This window comes from Thalassotalea sp. PLHSN55 (genome assembly GCF_052030545.1).
Taxonomy (GTDB): Bacteria; Pseudomonadota; Gammaproteobacteria; order Enterobacterales; family Alteromonadaceae; genus CANMXU01.
The window spans coordinates 115686-133995 of sequence record NZ_JBPDIH010000006.1 but is presented as its reverse complement, the minus strand read 5'-3'; the positions used below and the strand labels follow the sequence as shown (position 1 = coordinate 133995).

14 protein-coding genes and 1 pseudogene are annotated in these 18310 nt (G+C 40.8%); 5 read left to right on the top strand and 10 right to left on the bottom strand.

Going from position 1 to position 18310, the window contains the following annotated elements; translation table 11 throughout:
• Positions 1 to 25: 25 nt before the first annotated feature.
• Together ACRRSQ_RS13115 and murA are read left to right on the top strand one after the other, a co-directional pair.
• Complete coding sequence (locus ACRRSQ_RS13115; RefSeq protein WP_440876205.1) at positions 26 to 283, top strand: BolA family protein; 258 nt, start codon at positions 26 to 28, stop codon at positions 281 to 283.
• 36 nt (positions 284 to 319) lie between these two features.
• Positions 320 to 1582 (top strand): UDP-N-acetylglucosamine 1-carboxyvinyltransferase, encoded by a 1263-nt coding sequence (gene murA / locus ACRRSQ_RS13110; RefSeq protein ID WP_440876204.1) that lies wholly within the window; start codon positions 320 to 322, stop codon positions 1580 to 1582.
• Positions 1583 to 1772: 190 nt separating this feature from the next.
• Here the strand turns inward: murA and ACRRSQ_RS13105 are convergent, their stop codons facing one another.
• The 7 genes and pseudogenes from ACRRSQ_RS13105 to lptD all read right to left on the bottom strand — a co-directional run bounded on the left by ACRRSQ_RS13105 (position 1773) and on the right by lptD (position 10568).
• Complete coding sequence (locus ACRRSQ_RS13105) at positions 1773 to 3791, bottom strand: methyl-accepting chemotaxis protein (RefSeq protein WP_440876203.1); 2019 nt, start codon at positions 3789 to 3791, stop codon at positions 1773 to 1775.
• Positions 3792 to 3964: 173 nt separating this feature from the next.
• Positions 3965 to 4780 carry a symmetrical bis(5'-nucleosyl)-tetraphosphatase gene (locus ACRRSQ_RS13100; protein ID WP_440876202.1) on the bottom strand — a complete coding sequence of 272 codons (816 nt, stop codon included), beginning with the start codon at positions 4778 to 4780 and terminating at the stop codon, positions 3965 to 3967.
• A 10-nt stretch (positions 4781 to 4790) separates the two neighbouring features.
• On the bottom strand, positions 4791 to 5183 hold the full coding sequence (gene apaG, locus ACRRSQ_RS13095) for a Co2+/Mg2+ efflux protein ApaG (RefSeq protein ID WP_440876201.1): 393 nt from the start codon (positions 5181 to 5183) through the stop codon (positions 4791 to 4793).
• 2 nt (positions 5184 to 5185) lie between these two features.
• Complete coding sequence (gene rsmA, locus ACRRSQ_RS13090; RefSeq protein ID WP_440876200.1) at positions 5186 to 6004, bottom strand: 16S rRNA (adenine(1518)-N(6)/adenine(1519)-N(6))-dimethyltransferase RsmA; 819 nt, start codon at positions 6002 to 6004, stop codon at positions 5186 to 5188.
• Entirely contained in the window at positions 6001 to 6984 is a 984-nt protein-coding gene (gene pdxA, locus ACRRSQ_RS13085; RefSeq protein WP_440876199.1) for a 4-hydroxythreonine-4-phosphate dehydrogenase PdxA, read from the bottom strand. Before pdxA ends, rsmA begins: the two co-directional genes overlap by 4 nt.
• A pseudogene (gene surA, locus ACRRSQ_RS13080) lies at positions 6984 to 8288 on the bottom strand (peptidylprolyl isomerase SurA); the annotation flags it as partial. The gene pdxA and the pseudogene surA, both read right to left, overlap by 1 nt.
• A gap of 12 nt (positions 8289 to 8300) precedes the next feature.
• Positions 8301 to 10568, bottom strand: a complete 2268-nt coding sequence (gene lptD / locus ACRRSQ_RS13075; RefSeq protein WP_440876198.1) for an LPS assembly protein LptD — start codon at positions 10566 to 10568, stop codon at positions 8301 to 8303.
• Positions 10569 to 10829: 261 nt separating this feature from the next.
• Here lptD and ACRRSQ_RS13070 point away from each other — a divergent pair, with 261 nt between their 5' ends.
• Genes ACRRSQ_RS13070 through djlA form a run of 3 tightly spaced genes read left to right on the top strand, consistent with a single transcriptional unit; the run spans position 10830 to position 13413 of the window.
• On the top strand, positions 10830 to 11873 hold the full coding sequence (locus ACRRSQ_RS13070) for an aminoglycoside phosphotransferase family protein (RefSeq protein WP_440876197.1): 1044 nt from the start codon (positions 10830 to 10832) through the stop codon (positions 11871 to 11873).
• Positions 11870 to 12586: an N-acetylmuramate alpha-1-phosphate uridylyltransferase MurU gene (gene murU / locus ACRRSQ_RS13065; RefSeq protein ID WP_440876196.1), complete on the top strand. Its 717-nt coding sequence runs from the start codon at positions 11870 to 11872 to the stop codon at positions 12584 to 12586. The genes ACRRSQ_RS13070 and murU overlap by 4 nt, the downstream gene beginning before the upstream one ends.
• A gap of 32 nt (positions 12587 to 12618) precedes the next feature.
• Complete coding sequence (gene djlA / locus ACRRSQ_RS13060) at positions 12619 to 13413, top strand: co-chaperone DjlA (RefSeq protein WP_440876195.1); 795 nt, start codon at positions 12619 to 12621, stop codon at positions 13411 to 13413.
• 97 nt (positions 13414 to 13510) lie between these two features.
• On the opposite strand, the gene ACRRSQ_RS13055 is transcribed toward djlA, so the two are convergent.
• The 3 genes from ACRRSQ_RS13055 to rapA all read right to left on the bottom strand — a co-directional run bounded on the left by ACRRSQ_RS13055 (position 13511) and on the right by rapA (position 18167).
• Positions 13511 to 14479 (bottom strand): DUF3530 family protein, encoded by a 969-nt coding sequence (locus tag ACRRSQ_RS13055; protein ID WP_440876194.1) that lies wholly within the window; start codon positions 14477 to 14479, stop codon positions 13511 to 13513.
• Positions 14480 to 14556: 77 nt separating this feature from the next.
• Complete coding sequence (locus ACRRSQ_RS13050; protein WP_440876193.1) at positions 14557 to 15234, bottom strand: pseudouridine synthase; 678 nt, start codon at positions 15232 to 15234, stop codon at positions 14557 to 14559.
• 20 nt (positions 15235 to 15254) lie between these two features.
• Entirely contained in the window at positions 15255 to 18167 is a 2913-nt protein-coding gene (gene rapA / locus ACRRSQ_RS13045; RefSeq protein WP_440876192.1) for an RNA polymerase-associated protein RapA, read from the bottom strand.
• Between the last annotated feature and the right edge of the window lie 143 nt (positions 18168 to 18310).

Genomic DNA, 18310 nt, shown 5'->3' with positions numbered 1-18310 from the left:
GCATTTATAAAATTAGGGAATTATTGTGGAAACCACAGAAATAGAACAACTTATCAACAACGCGCTTGAATTAGACGAACTACATGTAAAGTTTGATGGCTCGCAATGTACTGTCATTGCAGTTGCTGATTTTTTGGGTGAACTTAGCCGTGTTAAAAAGCAACAAACGGTATATGCTCCTTTAGCTGAAGTTATTAAAGAAGGCAAAATTCACGCGGTTACCATCAAAACGTTTACGACTGAACAATGGCAACGTGACAAAATGTTCAACCTGCCACTGTAATTAAATTTAAACCCAACTTAACGTAAGAATAGAATATTGGACGCATTTAAAATAATTGGTGGTAATCCACTACGTGGTGATGTCACCATCTCTGGCGCTAAAAATGCTGCTTTGCCGATTTTAATGGCAGCATTATTGTCAAAAACACCTATTAAGATCACTAACGTACCTCGTTTGAATGATATTGAAACGACACTGAAGTTGATCAACCAACTAGGTGCAAAAGCGCAGTGGCTTTCTGACAATGAATTGGAGATTGACGCAAGTAAAGTCGATCACTGCAAAGCGTCATACGAATTAGTAAAAACCATGCGCGCCTCTATTTTGGTGCTTGGTCCGTTATTGGCGCGCTTTGGTCATGCTGAAGTTTCTTTGCCTGGTGGTTGTGCCATTGGCGCTCGCCCTGTGAATTTACATATTCACGGCTTAAAATTGATGGGCGCTGATATAGACGTTGAAAATGGTTATATTTTAGCGCGTAACAATGGTCGCCTTAAAGGTGCAACTATCTTCATGGATACCGTTAGCGTTACTGGTACCGAAAATCTCATGATGGCGGCTGCGCTTGCTGACGGTACCACTGTTATTGAAAATGCGGCGCGTGAACCTGAAATTGTCGATTTAGCTAATTGCTTAAATGCCATGGGCGCGAAAGTTAGCGGTGCTGGCACTGATACCTTGACTATTGAAGGTGTTGAGAGTTTATCTGGTGATACCTATCGTGTGATGCCTGATCGCATTGAAACAGGTACATTCCTTGTTGCCGCCGCAGTTACGCAAGGTAAAGTGAAATGTCTAAATACCGATCCTAAAGCGTTAGAAGCGGTGATCAGTAAACTGCAAGAAGCAGGGGCAACACTTAATATTGGTGATGACTGGATCGAGCTGGAAATGAAGCAACGCGCTAAAGCCGTAAATATTCGCACTGCGCCACATCCAGCATTCCCTACCGATATGCAAGCTCAGTTTGTTACCATGAACGTGCTAGCTGAAGGTACATCTACCACCACAGAAACGATTTTTGAAAATCGCTTTATGCATGTGCCTGAATTACAACGTATGGGCGCTGATATTAGCTTAGAAGGCAATACCGCCATCACCAATGGTGTCGCTGAGCTTAATGGTGCTCAGGTCATGGCAACCGATTTGCGTGCTTCGGCAAGCTTAGTGATTGCTGGTTTAGTGGCAACAACTGAAACGCAAGTAGATCGTATCTATCATATCGACCGTGGTTATCAGCATATCGAAGATAAGTTACAAGCACTTGGCGCTAATATTATCCGAATCAAAGCCAGTTAGAGCATATAGCTACAGTGGTAAGCTAGAAGCTAAAAAATAAGAGCTACAAGCGAAAAGTTAATCGCTGAAAGTTACAAAAAAGCCTTCGATATTTCGAAGGCTTTTTATTTTGTGCTATCACTTTGCACTTAATGTTTTTAGTTGTCGCTTTTTACTTAAAGCTTTAGGCTTAAAACTTGTAGCTTGTGATTTAAAGTTTAAACTCTTGTACCGATTGTTGTAGTTCTTCAGCAAGTTTTGCAACTTCGCCACTTGAAGAAGCGGTTTGCTGCGAACCAGCCGTTGTTTGCTCTGCAATGGCCACAATCGACTCAAGATTTTCACTAATTTCATGAGCAACGACACTTTGTTCTTCAGCTGCAGTTGCAATTTGTGAGCTACGATCGAACGCTTCATGTACGGCGTGAGTAATCGTTTCAAGCGCTTTATCGGCTTCTTCACTTTGCTCAACACAATTGGCAGCTTGTGTTTTACCTGTGCTCATAACCGATACCGCTTTACCTGCACCATTTTGCAATACTTCGATCATGTTTTGAATTTCTTGTGTCGACTCTTGTGTACGACTGGCAAGTGTTCGTACTTCGTCAGCAACAACGGCAAAACCACGACCTTGTTCACCTGCTCGTGCCGCTTCAATTGCCGCATTTAGTGCTAGTAAGTTAGTTTGCTCGGCAATGCCTCGAATAACATCTAAAATGCCACCAATTGATGCGCTGTCTTGCTGTAGTTTATTAATAACTTGCGACGCTGATTCAACTTCATTGGCTAATAATTCAATCGTATTACGATTACGCGCTGAAATAACTTTGATACGCTCTGCTTCATCGTCAGCTTGTTTGATTTCACCTAGCGCATCATTTGCACTTGATAAAACACTTTGTGAGGTACTGCTCATTTCAGTGGTTGCAGAAGCCGCTTGCTCAACTTGATTACGCTGCTCTTCAATCGCAGTGGTACTTTGCGCAGTAACTGCTGATGTTTGTTCTGCTGCTGCGGCAAGTTGCGTTGAGCGGCTAACGATGCCTTGAATAAGGTTACGCAGGCTGTCGATCAACAAGTTACAGTTTTTAGATAACAGCGCAAACTCATCTTTACCGCTTTCGTCAAGTTTACGAGAAAGATCACCCGAGGCGACAACGTTTAGCATTTCGTTAACACGAGATAGTGGTCCGGTAATACTGCGCACAGTGAAGAAGGTAATTACAGCAGCAGCAATAACAGAAATAAGGGCGATAAATATAGTTTGCGTATTACCACTTGAAACTGCGCTATCGACTTGCTCGCTGGCAGCGATTGTAGTTTTGTTAGCCAAGTCAACTTGCGTCGCTAAGATGCTATTTGCGTTGCTAATGTTATCTTCAGCTGCTTTTAGTTGTAGTTCAGCCTGTAAAATACCATTGAGTTGTGCCTGCTTATGCGTAAAGATATTGGTGCTACCATCAACAAGCTCACTAAATTCAGCAAATGCGCTTGATAACTCGTCAGCAATATCGACTTCATCTTTAGTGGTCAGTTCACTAACAATATCATCAAGTGATTTAACTGACTCTTTATACGAGCCCATAATCTCACTTTCAATTAAATTAACGGTTGAGCTGTTAGTCGAGTCTCTAAATTCATAGGCAGAACTTACCACCGCATTAAGGTAAGTTTCGATTTGTTCACCAAGACCAACCGCACGTTGCAGCTTGCTATCGGCTAAATCATGGTCTGCTAAATCAAGCAATAATGTGGCAACGTCATCGGCTTTTTCTTCCAACAAGTCGATCATCTCAGTTAACTGGCTTAACTGTTCAATGCTAATTTTTCGGTTATCAAATACACTGGTGACGCTGTTTTGAATCGTGCTATATACGCCGTCTACCTTGCGTAAATTGCCAATGAGACTTGGCTCGTCTTTTACAACTGCTTTTAGTTTTTTAAGTTGCGTGGTAAAGCTGCCATCTAAAGTGGAAAATGCACCCACATTTTCACTTAATGGTGATAATTCGCTTTGGTAGTATCCGCGTAGGGTCAAGTTACCCATTTGCGTTAATTGATTTGCTAGCTGGTTACTGCCTTTTAAGGTGGGAATGGCAAGTTGACTTTGTTTTAAAGTTGATTCGTTAATTGTGCTGAGGTTGTTAAGGGAGATCACACTTGTCAGCATTAAAAAGAAAGCAATGATGGAAAAACCACCGATTATTTTCACTTTTACCGTTAAATTCATATATACCACCAGTTGGTTTCAAACGAAAAACTTACAAAATTGTCGAATGATTATTTTTATGCGTTTTTTATTAAGAATATTACGTTAGTTATCGACTAAAAAAGGAAAATGTTTAGTCGCATGTAACTAAAGGTAACAAAAAAATTGCAACTTGATCTAGCCAATTTGGAAAATTAATCGATATTTTGCGAAAATTCTTTAAAAACAGTTTTATCAGACCATTTTAGTAAGGTTAGGTGATTGCCCCAGACACACCCCGTATCGAGTGCATAGGCATTGTTATTGCTGCAGTTGCCCATTAGTGATGCCCAATGTCCAAATAGCCATTGATTGTTGATTAGATTGGGGTTGTCTTCGTACCACGGGGTTAATTCGCTGGTTAATGTGCTTGGTGCAGATTTTTGTTGAAACTCTAAACTCTTGTCTGGAAAACAAAAGCGCATGCGGGTGAAGGCATTAATGGTGAACCTGAACTTTTCTGCAGCGCTATGGGCGTCATGCCAGCTGTTAGGCTGTTCTCCATACATACACTTAAGCCAGGTGTTGCGTTTTGCTGAAGATAAACATTGCTGGGCAAATTCAGCTTGTTCTATTGCTTGCTTGATTGTCCATTGCGGTGAAATACCCGCATGGCTCATAAAAGTGTTTTCACCCGGAATTTGTCTAAGCAAGGGCTGCTTAGCAAGCCAAGTGATTAATTCGTCTAAATCAGGTGCGTTAAGTAAAGGCTCAAGCAAATCTGATTTCTTTGCTTTTTTTATACCGGCATATATTGCCAGTAAATGCAGATCATGATTGCCAAGCACCATTTTCGCGCTGTCGCCAAGCGATTTGATAAAGCGAAGTGTTTCAAGGGATTTAGGTCCGCGGGCAACAATATCACCAGCGGGCCATAGTTGATCTTTTTTAGGGTCAAAATTAACTTGAGCTAACAAGGCTTGCAGTTCGTTAAAGCAGCCTTGAATATCGCCAACTACGTATATGCTCATAAGGGTTAACTTAATTTAAAATGTTAGGAACAGATAAACCAAACACTGGGATATCTGCTTTTACGGCTTCGCCTTCTTTATTATACAGCTGATAATAACCTTGCATTGTGCCAACAGGCGTTTCAAGAATACAACCACTGCTATAGGTATAGCTTTTATTGGCAGCAATGGTTGGTTGCTCGCCGACAACGCCATCACCTTTTACATTGGTACACTTTCCGTTAGCGTCGGTGATCAGCCAGCTTCTAGCCATTAATTTTACCGGGGTATCACTGTTGTTTTTAATGGTAATGGTATACGTAAAAACAAACTGATTTTGCTTGGCGTTTGACTCTGTTGCAAGGTAATTGCTAACAACAGACACTTCAACACCTTCTGCGGTCGGTAAATGTTGGTATGGCATAATTACTCAGTAGGCTCGTTTGGTCTGTCTGCAATAAAGTTTGCAATATTGACATATTGCTCAAGTGAAATGTTTTCAGGACGTAAACTCGGGTCGATACCTAATTGTTCAAGTTCATCGGCACTGACTAGCTTTTTAAAGCTATTACGAATGGTTTTTCTACGTTGGTTAAATGCCGTTAAACATACTTGGTTAAGAAACTTGAGATCTTTAACTGGGTGTTTAATTTCTTTATGCGGAATTAACCTAACAATAGCAGAGTCAACTTTAGGCGCTGGCGTAAAATGCTCAGGACCAATTTCCATGACAGGAATCACCTGACATTGGTATTGTGTCATTATTGATAATCGACCATAGGCTTTACAGTTTTCACCGGCAGCCATTCGCTGAACCACTTCTTTTTGCAACATAAAGTGCATATCTTTCACTTTATCTTTAAAGGTCAGCAAATGAAAAATAAGCGGGGTTGAAATGTTATACGGTAAATTGCCGAAAATACGTAACGGATTATCAACATCAGATAATTGGGCAAAATCAAATTTTAGCGCATCGATTTCATGGATGGTTAAATGCTTCGCTAAAAAAGGGTGATGGCGCAAACGGTGGGCTAAGTCGCGGTCTAATTCAACCACAGCAAGATCACCTGCGCGTTCTACAACGGGTTCAGTTAAGGCACCTAAACCTGGGCCAATTTCAACAAGGTTTTCACCTGGCTCAGGGTTGATAGCATCGACAATATTGCTAATAACAGCATCGTTATTTAAGAAGTTTTGACCAAAACGTTTTTTTGCTTGATGGCCTAAGTGAGAATTTTTACTCATGATTGGTTATTTGCCAAATTAATTGCGTTGCGCATTGCCTCTAATAGGCTGCCTGGATCGGCGTTATCAGTACCCGCTAACTCAAGTGCAGTACCGTGATCTACTGATGTTCGAATAAAAGGTAACCCTAAAGTGATATTGACCGAAGAGCCAAAACCTTTGTATTTAAGTACCGGCAAACCTTGGTCGTGATACATGGTTAAAATAGCGTCGGCATCATTAAGGTATTTTTCTTGAAAAATGGTATCAGCAGGCAATGGACCTGTTAAATTCATACCTTCAGCGCGAAGCTCATCCAGTGCTGGATTCATGGTTTCAATTTCTTCGCGTCCTAAATGGCCGTCTTCACCGGCATGCGGGTTGATGCCACAGACATAAATTTTTGGCTCTTTAATGCCAAACTTATTAATGAGATCGTCATTTAAAATACGGGTTACTTTCTGCAAACGCTCATACGTTATTGCTTTTGATACGTAAGCAAGCGGTATATGTGTGGTAACTAATGCAACGCGTAATCCTTCGGTAGCAAGCATCATCACCACATCGCTACAATTTGCTTGATGGGCAAAATATTCGGTATGGCCACTAAATGGAATGCCGGCTTTGTTTATTAGCCCTTTGTGCACTGGGCCTGTAACTACTGCGTCAAATTCACCGCTCATGTTTTTATCACAAGCAACTTTTAAGGTTTCAACAACATAAGCACCGTTTTTTTCATTAAGCTCGCCTGGAATTACCGGTTCTGCTAATTCAACGGGTAAAATGGTAAGTGTGCCGGCGGCTTGCGGTTGTGCTTCTTTTTCTTGATCGTATGTCACTAAACTTAATGGTAAGTTTAGCTGTTTTGCGCGCGCTAATAAAAGCGAAGGCGAGGCGACTACAACAATTTGAACTGGCCAATCTTGTTGGGCAATTCGTATCATTAAATCTGGACCTACGCCCGCAGGTTCGCCGGGTGTTACGGCGATGCATTTAGTCATTATTCGTTACCTAAATCAAAAACTTCAACAAAAGCTTCATCTCGGGTTTCTTTCATCCAACGCGAATTTTCTTGACCAAACTTGCGGTTGAATAACATTTGATAAGCTTTGTTCTCATTAATTTGTTTGGTGGCATCAAGCGTACGGCGCTCTTGGAGCTGGGTAATATGCCAACCAAATGAAGAGCGAAACGGTTTTGAATATTCGCCTTCTTTTAAACTTGCTAAGGTGTCTTTAAAGGCAGGATCGTAACTTTGTGGATCTGCCCAGCCTAATTCACCACCTCGAACTGATGTTGGTCCGTCAGAATGCTCTTTAGCAAGCTCGGCAAAGTCTGCTTCACCTGCTTCTATTTGCACTAAAAATTCGTTTAGCATTGCTTCGGCTTTAGCTTCACTTAAGATAATTGAAGGGGTAATTAAAATATGGCGTGCTTTAACTTCTTCTACTTCAACTACTTCACGACCACGAATATCAATAATTTTAATGATACTGAATCCTAGACCTGTTCTGATAGGTCCTAATACACTACCTTTATCTTGTCCTGCCACTAATTCAGAAAATAACGTTGGCATTTCGTTAATATTTTTCCAACCTAAGTCACCACCTGATAAAGCGTTTGAGTCGCCTGATGAGGCAATCGCAATTTTAGTGAAGTCGCTGCCACCATTAAGTAGCTCAATAACTTTGTCTGCACGCACTTGTGCATCAGTCATATCTTTTTGAGTAGGTTCTGGCGGGAAGGCAATTAAGATGTGACCTAGGTTGTATTCAACATCGTTACTGGTTTGCTCTTGCATAAGTTGTAATAAATTATCAACTTCTTGCGGAGAAATATAAATACGACGACGAACACTTGCACGACGTACTTCACCTGAAATTAATTCAGTTCTTACGCTTTCACGGTATTTCTCGTAATTCACGTCGTCCTTAACCAAAGACTGCCTAAATTGCTCTAAGGTTAGGTTATTTTCTTTCGCCATGTTGGAAAGGGTTTCATCAAGCTGAGCATCACTTACTTGCACACCCATACGTTCACCAATTTGCAACACTAGAGCATCGTTAATCAGCTTATCCATTACTTGCGTGCGGATCGCCTTGTCTGAAGGTAGGTCTTGATTGTTACGCTCAGATTGCAGCTTAATTGATTTGATCAGGTCTTTAACATCAGACTCTAATACCACACCATCATTAACAATAGCTGCGACACGATCTAACTCTACTTCTTTTGCTTGTACGGTGGCGATAAAGCTAACAAGCAAGGTGGTAATGGTAAAAATTTTGAATGATTTTTTCATATATCTTACGTTTTTTAATTAATTATTAAGAAAATAAGGACGTTTATAGCCAAAAATACTTGAATTCAACATATTATCGGTATCTATTTGGCCTTGCTTATTTAACCCTTTAACAATGAACCTTATCATAAAACCACTATCAAATTCTTCGCGGTTTTCATTTATGTTTGAAGGCTCCTCAAAATAGGAGTTAATGTGGCGGTGAAATGCAAATTGTACCGCCCAACAACAGCTTTCATATTGAAAGCCTGCGTAGGTTTCTAGGCTACGCTTTTGCTGTAAATCCTGTGTAACACGCCCAATGAACTGCCAATCTTTATTAATTTCAACATTGGTCAATAAAGATAATTGCTCAAGACTACTACCTGAGACATCACGGGTATACCTATGGTTCAATTGCACGATGTTTTTTTCTGAATAATGGTAATCGACGTTGACTTGGCTTTTGTTGGTGACGCTATTTTCGGTATCGTACTGAATATCGCCGCTAAATTGCCATTGACGATTTAACTGAAAAAATACATCGGCCGCTAAGGCTGATTCTTGTGTTTGTGAAATGACGCGATTATCTTCAGTGGTTTCTTCGTTGAAATAAAGAATTTGTCCAAGGCTAAAGCGCATGAGTTCTTGATGGCTTGGATCCAAAATTCTGTTAGTGACACCCCAAGAAAGTTGATTAGCATGCGCAATACGGTCTAAACCACTATAGCGACGATCTCTAAATAAACCATCGTAGTCATCTTGTAGTTGCGCGGTGTCGTATAAACCTATCATCGACTGATCTTCATTAGGCACATAAAGGTATTGTAATTGCGGCTCAAATGTTTGCGTATACTCAGGATTAAACGACATTTGTCGGTCAAAGTTAATTCCACCATGAACGCGAACTTTCGGTAATGTTCGACTAACATTTTCTTCCAGTGATGGCGTATTATCTTGTACGTCTTGCTGATAATAAGTCTGCATTAGGCGAACTTCTGAGTTTACAAACCAAGCTGGCGTTGCCAAAGGTAAAGTTAGACCTGCTTCAACATGGTAGCGATTTGCATCGGCTAAATCAGGGTTTTCTGATTCAAAGCGGCTTAGCTCGGAATAAACATCAAAAATAAGGTTGGCAAACGGCAAGTTTTGTTCAGCGCTTACATCTATTTGTGGCACCGTTCGGTAACCGGCAATATGATCACCAAGTACTTCAAAATCTTGCACTTTGGCAGTAGTTTGCCAATTTTCGCCAAAATAAGAAAGTTCACCAATTTGATATAAATAAGCATCGTTAGCATTGTAGTGGCTGCTGCCAATATCGGTTAAGTAGTTGTCGTCGCTAATGGTGGTAAAATCGGCATAAACACGAAAGTTTTCTGAAAAGGTGCCGGTATGTTGAAAGCGAGCCAAGTAACGCGCATCGTTGTTGCTGACAATTTCTTTATCTTTATTGAGGTATTCAATATCGATACTACCGGTTTGTAAATCGGATAAATAACGAAACTCCGTCGCTAATAACAAACCGCGTTTTGACATATAATGCGGAGTAATAGTGGCGTCCATATTCTCAGCAATATTCCAATAATACGGCGTTTCTATCTCGATACCTGAATTACTAGACGAACCAATTTTGGGGTTTAAAAAGCCTGATTTTCGTTGATCGGTTACCGGGAAAGTAAAATAAGGAATATACAATACAGGTACATCAAACAATCGAAATTGCGCATTATACGCTTCACCGACATTTTCTGCGGCAGAAATGCGAATTTCACTGGCCTTTAATTGCCAATCAGGAATTTCACCATAACAGGTAGTGAAAGTTGAAGCGCTAAGTGTTAATTCACCGTCAGCATTGATAGCGATACGCTCTGCTGCGCCATGACCCGGGTTATTGGCTAATTGATAAGAAGTATTTTCTAGTGTTGTTGACTTTGATTGCTCGCTTGCTTGAAACTCTTGTGCTGAAACATCGATACCCGCATTTTGAAAATGCACATCGCCTTTGGCTTTGATAATGGCTTGTGCTTGATTAATTTCAAGTTCATCGGCAATAAGTTTTTCATTTTTATTAATTAAGGTAACACCACCGGTAAACAGCGCGAGTTGCTCTTTTTCAATCATCGCGGTTTTAGATAATATTTTAATATCATTGCTTGCCTCTATTTCGGCATCTTCAGCAATTGGAGTATATTTAGGGATCGGGCATTCGATCGTGCTAGGTGTCGAGATCTCATTTTCTGCATGGGCGGGGAGAACTGTAGATATACTTGCCACTAATAACAGTATAAAGCGTGAAAATGTCATTAAAATCCTGAAAATTTAAGCATTAAAAAAAACAACAAAATTTTGTCTTTGGTACTACTTCATATAGCCCTGTTGGGGTAAGCTGCTATTATCTTCTTTTTCGTGAATATATGTTAGCTTGAATTTATACCATTTGTTAATAAATAAGTGTTTAGTTGTTATTATTCACTTACCTTGCGCATTAACTTGCCTATGATATAGCAATTTTTAGTAACTCGCTAATCTGACGATATTGATTTTACCTAAAAATAGGAACAACCTTTGCCAAACCCAAGATTTACCGCATTAAACCACTGGCTAAGTGGTTATTTTACCGAACATGCAATTGAGCTTGAGCCGCTTTCAGGCGATGCAGGTTTTCGTTGTTATTATCGTTTTAGTTATCAAGAAAAATCTTATATTGCGGTTGATGCGTTGCCAAAAACATCCAACAATCATGGATTTGTTGAAGTTGCTAAGGCATTGGAAAAACGGGGAATAAAAGTGCCAAGCTTAGTTCACTATGACTTAAGTTTAGGATTTTTCTGTTTAGAAGATTTAGGTGAAATATTATTTGCTGATGCGCTGTCAGCATCTTCAATGGTTACTCTTTATCAACAGGCCATTGACCTATTACCAAGTATTGCCCAATGCTCAGTCTCAGATCGTTACAATTTACCAGCTTACGATAAAAAATTTATTGAATTTGAATTGTCGATATTTAGCGAATGGTTATTAGCGCAACATCTCAATATACACTTGTCAGAAAGCCAGCAAATTCAGTTAACCCAGTGTTTTGATTATTTAGTCGAAAATGCCTTAGCACAGCCGCAAGTTTTTATGCACCGAGACTATCATAGCCGCAATATCATGATCTGTGACCAACAAGGCTCTAATGGTCAACAAACATTGGCAATTATAGATTTTCAAGATGCAGTGCAAGGGCCAATAACCTACGATATTGTATCGTTACTACGTGATTGTTATTACCAGTTGCCGGATGAAAAAGTCAGTCAACTATTGCGCTATTTTTGTCAACAAATCTCTAAGCAATTGCCATTAGCAGATATCAGTGAACAGACTTGGCAAACCTGGTTCGATTTAATGGGTTTACAGCGTCATATCAAAGCCAGTGGCATCTTTGCTCGTTTATATCATCGCGATAACAAAACCGGTTATTTAAAAGATATCCCACTCACACTTGAGTATATAATCAAAGTAAGTGCTAACTACCCTAAGTTGAGTTTTTTAAACGAATTGGTTCAGCAACAAGTTTTACCTAAAGTACTTAAACAACAAACAGACAAGTTAAGTAGTAGCCAATGATCACCAAAGCCATCATCCTTGCCGCTGGTCGAGGCGAACGTATGCGACCATTAACTGATGTTACCCCGAAACCACTTATTCGGGTCGCAGGTATTCCTTTGCTTGAACATCACCTTATTAAACTCGCTCGTGCTGGTATTACCGATATTGTCATTAATCATGCATGGCTTGGGCAGCAAATTGTTGATTATTTTGCTGACGGCAAAAAGTGGGGGGTAAATATTTGCTATAGCGCGGAAGAACAAGGCGCTTTAGAAACGGCGGGCGGCATAATAAATGCCATGCCGCAATTATTAGAAAATAATCCAAGCAAGCAATTTTTAGTGATTAATGGTGACGTTTATACCGATATTGGTTTTGAAAACTTACCGGTTTTGGCGCCAGATATATTGGCGCATCTCTATTTAGTGCCAAACCCAGAACACAACCTTACAGGTGATTTTGCCATCGATCAGACAATGCTGATCAATAAATTACCGATTAATACTTCACCAAGCTTTACCTACAGCGGTATCGGCTTGTACCATAGTGACTTTTTTAAAGACTTGCACAATTGTGACCAAGCTTCTCAACAATTAGCGTTAGGACCGTTGTTAAGAGCCAATGCACAATTAAGAAAATTAACGGCGTCTGTTTGCAATGAGCTATGGACAGATGTTGGTACGCCACAAAGGCTAGCAGATTTAAATGCCCAACTTGCGGCAAAGTCTTAACCAATTTATTAACAAGGTAGCTTAGAGTTTATATGCGCATTTGGGGAAAGGTTTTAGGATTTTTATTTGGCTTTATGCTAAGCCGAAATATATTTGGTGCCTTGTTAGGACTATGGCTAGGTCATCGATTTGATCAAGGCATGGGCTTTAATTTTAGTAACCTTGCCGGCCCTAAAAGCGAAGCAGATCGCCAAGCGGCATTTTTTTATAGTACCTTTTCCGTGATGGGGCATGTCGCTAAAGCCAAAGGCCATGTTTCTAGCCATGAAATTGCTTTTGCCACCGCCTACATGGATAAACTGGGCTTAAATGCGCAACTACGCCAACAAGCCCAAGATGCCTTCCGTGAAGGAAAAATGGCCGGCTTTCCAATCAACGATTGTCTTGCCAAGTTTAAACGCAGCTGTGCGGGGCGCCCAGATATTTTACTCTTGTTTCTTGAAATTCAAATTCAAGTGGCATTTGCCGATGGCGATTTAGACGCAGAAGAGCACGATGCTTTACGCAACATTGCTAAGCAGCTTGGTTTTTCAGTAAAAGAGCTCGATAATCTGTTAGAAATGATCATGGCAGGCGCAAGCTTTCATCAAGGTCAAGCTGGTCAAACCGTCAATAAAGGTAAGCAACTTGAAGATGCCTATAAAGTGTTAGGGGTAAGTAAAGATGCCTCGAAAGCCGAAATTAAAAAGGCTTATCGCAAACTGATGGCGCAACACCATCCAGATAAATTAATCGCCAAAGGCTTACCACCAGAGATGATGGAAGTTGCCAAAGAGAAAACGCAAGACATTCAAGCCGCGTACGATTTAATTGCTAAGCAAGGGTAAGTTTTTCGCTGTTTAGATTTTTAACAGCGTAAGTTTTTAACAGCGTAAGTTTTTTACGGCGTAAGTTATACCACTTTAGTTTTTGTTTTTTGAAAAACTACCAACCAATCGAACGTAACCAACCATTAATTTGTTTAATCAATGCTTGCTCTGGGTAATAACCCGGAGTGAGGTTTCGAAATTGATGTTGTCGATAAATCACCTTCATTTCTTTTTTCGCCAGTAATTTTCGCTGTTTAGCATTGTTAACTACCAGCGGGTGATCGCGTAATAATATTAAGTCTAATGTCGCCACGCCAGAATTAGCCACTTGTTGATTAAACAATGCGTTTTCAGCCTCGCTTGCCATAAAGGCGCTTAGTAAAATTAACGCGTTAGGAAGATCTGGCTTGGTCAGGGTATTGTCGGCTAAATAATGCTGTAATTGCGCGGCATTTTGCCCTTGGCTGATCATTAAAATAATGCCAGGGTAATCTTGCGCTTTTTCCATCACCGCTTTAATGATTGGCGCCAATGCTTGTTGATAATCGGCAAGGGATTTTTGGTTTTCTTCGCGGGCAAGGGCAAGCTTTTCCTGTTTTGAAGGGTAATTAGTTGGTTTATTTAACGGCTGAATGGTAATGGTGGTCCAGCCTTGCTCGGGTAAGGTTTTACCGAGAAAGCTCAATGCTTTAGGTTCGGCAACTGCTTGCTGCCATTCAGGTAAAATGATCACCACCCCTTTTTCATTTGGACTGGTATTTTCACGCACCAAGGTTAAAAATTCCTGCGCTTGGGCGAGCATCGGCTGCAAGTTTTCTTGGGCTAAATAGTATTTTACATCTTGGCTCGTTTGTAAGCCGCTATCAATTGGCGCGCTGATATTGTCGGTTGATTGTGAAGTTGCTTGCTCGTCGTTTGTTGCCGCGCTTGCCTGTTCAGTACTTTTGGGCTCAGTGCTTTGTTGCTCGGCACTTTTTTGTTCAGTGCTTTGTTGGAGGGTCGCATCTTCTGATGCTTGCTGAGCACTTACCGAAGTGATAACGAATAAAAAGCTTAGCAGCGCGCAGACAATAATTTTATTCAAAATATAATCCAATCAAAAGTAAATGCTTATAGCATGTATCGGTTAAGTATAGATTTTCTTGATGATGATTTTAAGCGTTAAAAAGGGCAAGGCGTGCTAAAGGTGATACGCTCGTTAGAACTTGGTAGAAAAAAACTAATCTCTTTGGCGTGCAATTGCAGTCTATTGCTAAGCGCAAGCGCCTGTGGATGCGCATACAATCTGTCGCCTAAAATCGGATGGCCTAACGATAACATATGCACGCGTAGTTGATGTGAGCGACCAGTGATAGGTGTTAGTTCGACTAAGCTAGTGTCATGCCCATTGATAACCGCATTATCGAGGCGTTTGTATAAGGTCGTGGAGGGTTTGCCGCGCTGATGATCAACCATTTGCTTAGGGCGATTAGGCCAATCGCAAATAAGTGGTAGGTTAACCTCGCCTTGTGCTTGCTCAACTGTGCCATAAACACGGGCGATATAGGTTTTGTTAATTTTTCGCTTTTCAAACTGACGACTAATGGCAACATGAGCAGGTTTGGTTAATGCCATGATCAACAAACCTGAGGTTGCCATATCTAAGCGGTGCACTATTGTCGCCGTCGGCAGCACTTTATTGACGCGATTTTGCAAGCAATCTTGATGTTCAGGCAAGCGCCCGGGCACGGTTAATAATCCGCTGGGTTTATTGACCACAACCAATTCCTCATCCTGATAAATAATATCAAGATAAGGGCTCATTGGTGGTTGGTATACAAAATCTGGGTTAGCTGCCATAAAGCTATGCGTTGTTGACCTTAGTGACTGACTACAATTAAACGGATCGCTTCAAATTTTAATTGGGCTTTGTCAATGTAGTTGCTCAGTTCATTTTGTTGAAGCTTAATAAAATCAAGCTCTTCTTGGCGAACGCTCGGGTTTATTGCGGCCAATGCTGTTAAACGCTCAAACTCTTCATCTAAGGTTTTGTGCATGTTACTAAGCGCTTTGGTTTGAATCGCTTCTACGTCAGCTTTCGCGTGATCTTCCGCTTGTGAAACTAATGGTGAAACCAGTGATTTTAGCGCTTTAACTAGCTGCAAAGCCACTTGCTTTTTAACTGGCGATAATTGCTTATCTAATACTTGCTCGGTTACTTTATCAGCTAAATTGTTACCGGCTTTATCAACCAAAATACGAATTGGCGTAGTGGGTAAATAACGACCAAGTTGTAAGTGACTAGGCGCGGTAGCTTCAACAGTGAATAAACATTCTAAGAAGAAGGTGCCTGCAGGTAAGGCTGGATTTTTTAATAAACCGATACTGGCACTACCAATAGCATCACTTAATACTAAATCAAGCGAGCCGCGTACCATAGGGTGATCCCAGGTTAGTAACTGATAATCTTCACTGACTAAAGCAGTATCACGATCAAAAGTTACTGTGGTGCCATCTTCCGGTAAACAAGGAAAATTACTATTTAGCATGTGCTCGGTTGGGTTTAAGGCGATGGCATTGTCGGCTTTGTCATCTTGTTGAATACCAAAAACATCAAACACTTGGAACATAAATTGTGGCAACTCAATTTGGTTGTCTTGTGCTTCTATGTCAGCGACTAACTGCTGTGCTTTACCTTGTCCTGAGGAATGGATTTCTAATAATTTATCGCGACCCGACTCAAGCTCGTGTTTAATCTCTAAATGTTTTTCATGGCTCTTAGCAATAAAGCTTTCGCTTAATTCCGACTGCCAATTAGCGGTTACCATTAACTGGTGTAGTTCTTGGTTGAAGCTGTCGTAAATAAAGCGACCGGTAATGCAAGTATGTTCAAATGCTTCCATACCTTGCTGATACCAATCAAATAATAAATTTTGCGCGGAATTTTCAAAATACGGCACGTGCAATTTAATGGTTTGAGTTTGACCAATACGATCTAGGCGACCAATACGTTGCTCTAGCAAGTCTGGGTTATTGGGTAAATCAAATAATACTAAGTGATGGGCAAACTGGAAGTTACGACCTTCACTGCCAATTTCTGAACATAACAATACTTGGGCGCTATCTTCTTCTTGGGCAAAATATGCGGCAGCACGATCACGTTCAAAAATACTTAAACCTTCGTGGAAAATAGCGGCGCGCATGCCTTCTTTAACGCGAAGTGCAGCTTCTAAATCGATGGCTGTTTGCGCATGTGCACAAATTACTAATACTTTTTCTTTGTTGAGTGATTTTAATAAATCAATAAGGTAGTCAACACGAGGATCGATATCAACCCATTCATCTTGGCTAAAATCAAGCGCGTAAAACTGCTCTGGTGTGAACAGTAAATTCGCTTGTTTGCTTGAGGCTAAATTTTCAGGGGCATCGCTTAACATCCACTCGTCAATACGCTCTTGATATTGCTCTGGCATGGCAAGTGGTTGAGCCAATAATTTACGTTCTGGAAAGCCTTTAATGGTATTGCGGCTATTACGAAATAGAATGCGACCGGTACCGTGGCGATCTAATAATTGATTCAATAATTGACTGCGCACTTCACTGGCTTGCTCATCGTTATTAGCAACTTGGCTAAGCTGTTCACTAATATCGCTTTCGTTTAACAAATTGGTCAGTGTTGTTTGTTGCTCGCTGTTTAAGGCTTGTTCAGAAATTAGCGCATTGGCAGCATCGGCAACCTCAGTGTAATGGCTTTCTTCTTCAATGAATTTTTGATAATCAAAGAAACGATCTGGGTCAAGCAAGCGTAAACGGGCAAAGTGACTTTCATGGCCGAGTTGATCCGGTGTTGCTGTTAATAGCAAAACGCCCGGAATGGTTTGCGCCAATTGCTCGATGCATAAATATTCCATGCTGGCATTGTCTTGTTGCCAGTTAAGGTGATGAGCTTCATCAACGACCATTAAGTCCCAATCTTCGGCGATTAACGACTCATACCACTGTGGATTGTCGGTGATAAAACCTAAGGTCACTAAAACCAGTTGTTCTGAACTGAACGGGTTTTCGCCAGCCTCAGCGTTAGAGGTTTCTACGCAACGCGCTTCATCAAAAATGCTGAATTTAAGGTTAAAACGACGCAACATTTCAACCAACCATTGGTGCATTAACGACTCAGGCACAACGATTAAAATACGCTGTGCGCGGCCACTGACTAATTGCTGGTGAATAATTAAACCCGCTTCAATGGTTTTACCTAAACCCACTTCATCGGCCAGTAAAACACGTGGTGCGTAACGGCTACCGACTTCTTCGGCAATATACAATTGGTGTGGAATTAAACTCACGCGCGCACCAGTAAGCCCCATTAATGGTGATTGCTGTTGTTGATATTGATTGTGTAAACAGCTTTTACGTAACCGAAACCAGTCTAAACGGTCGACTTGCCCATTAAGTAATCTGTCTTGTGGCTTATTAAACTTAATGAAGTGATCAATCATCACTTCTTTTAGTGAACATGGCTCTTGTGTGTCTTGGCGAACACCGTGGTAAGTTAATAGATTATTGTTTTCTTCAACTGATTCAACCGTTAATAACCAACCTTCATGGCTAGGAATATGGTCACCTTTATTGAAAATAACACGTGTTAGCGGCGCATTATCTATGGCGTATTGTCGAGCATCACCCGTTGCGGTAAAAACAATGGTAACAAAACGATGTTCGATAGCGGTTACTGTACCTAATCCTTGATCTGATTCACTGTCGCTGATCCATCGCTGCCCGGGGAAAAATGCCATAAAAGTAGAGCTCCAAAATGCTAATAAATAGTCAAAACCATAACGCTTGGAAATGCGTTAGCCGATTACTGAAAAAAACGGGCGCTATAGTACCCTTAATCATAGATGCGATCATTAAAAAGTTCTGGATAATTCAGCTAAAA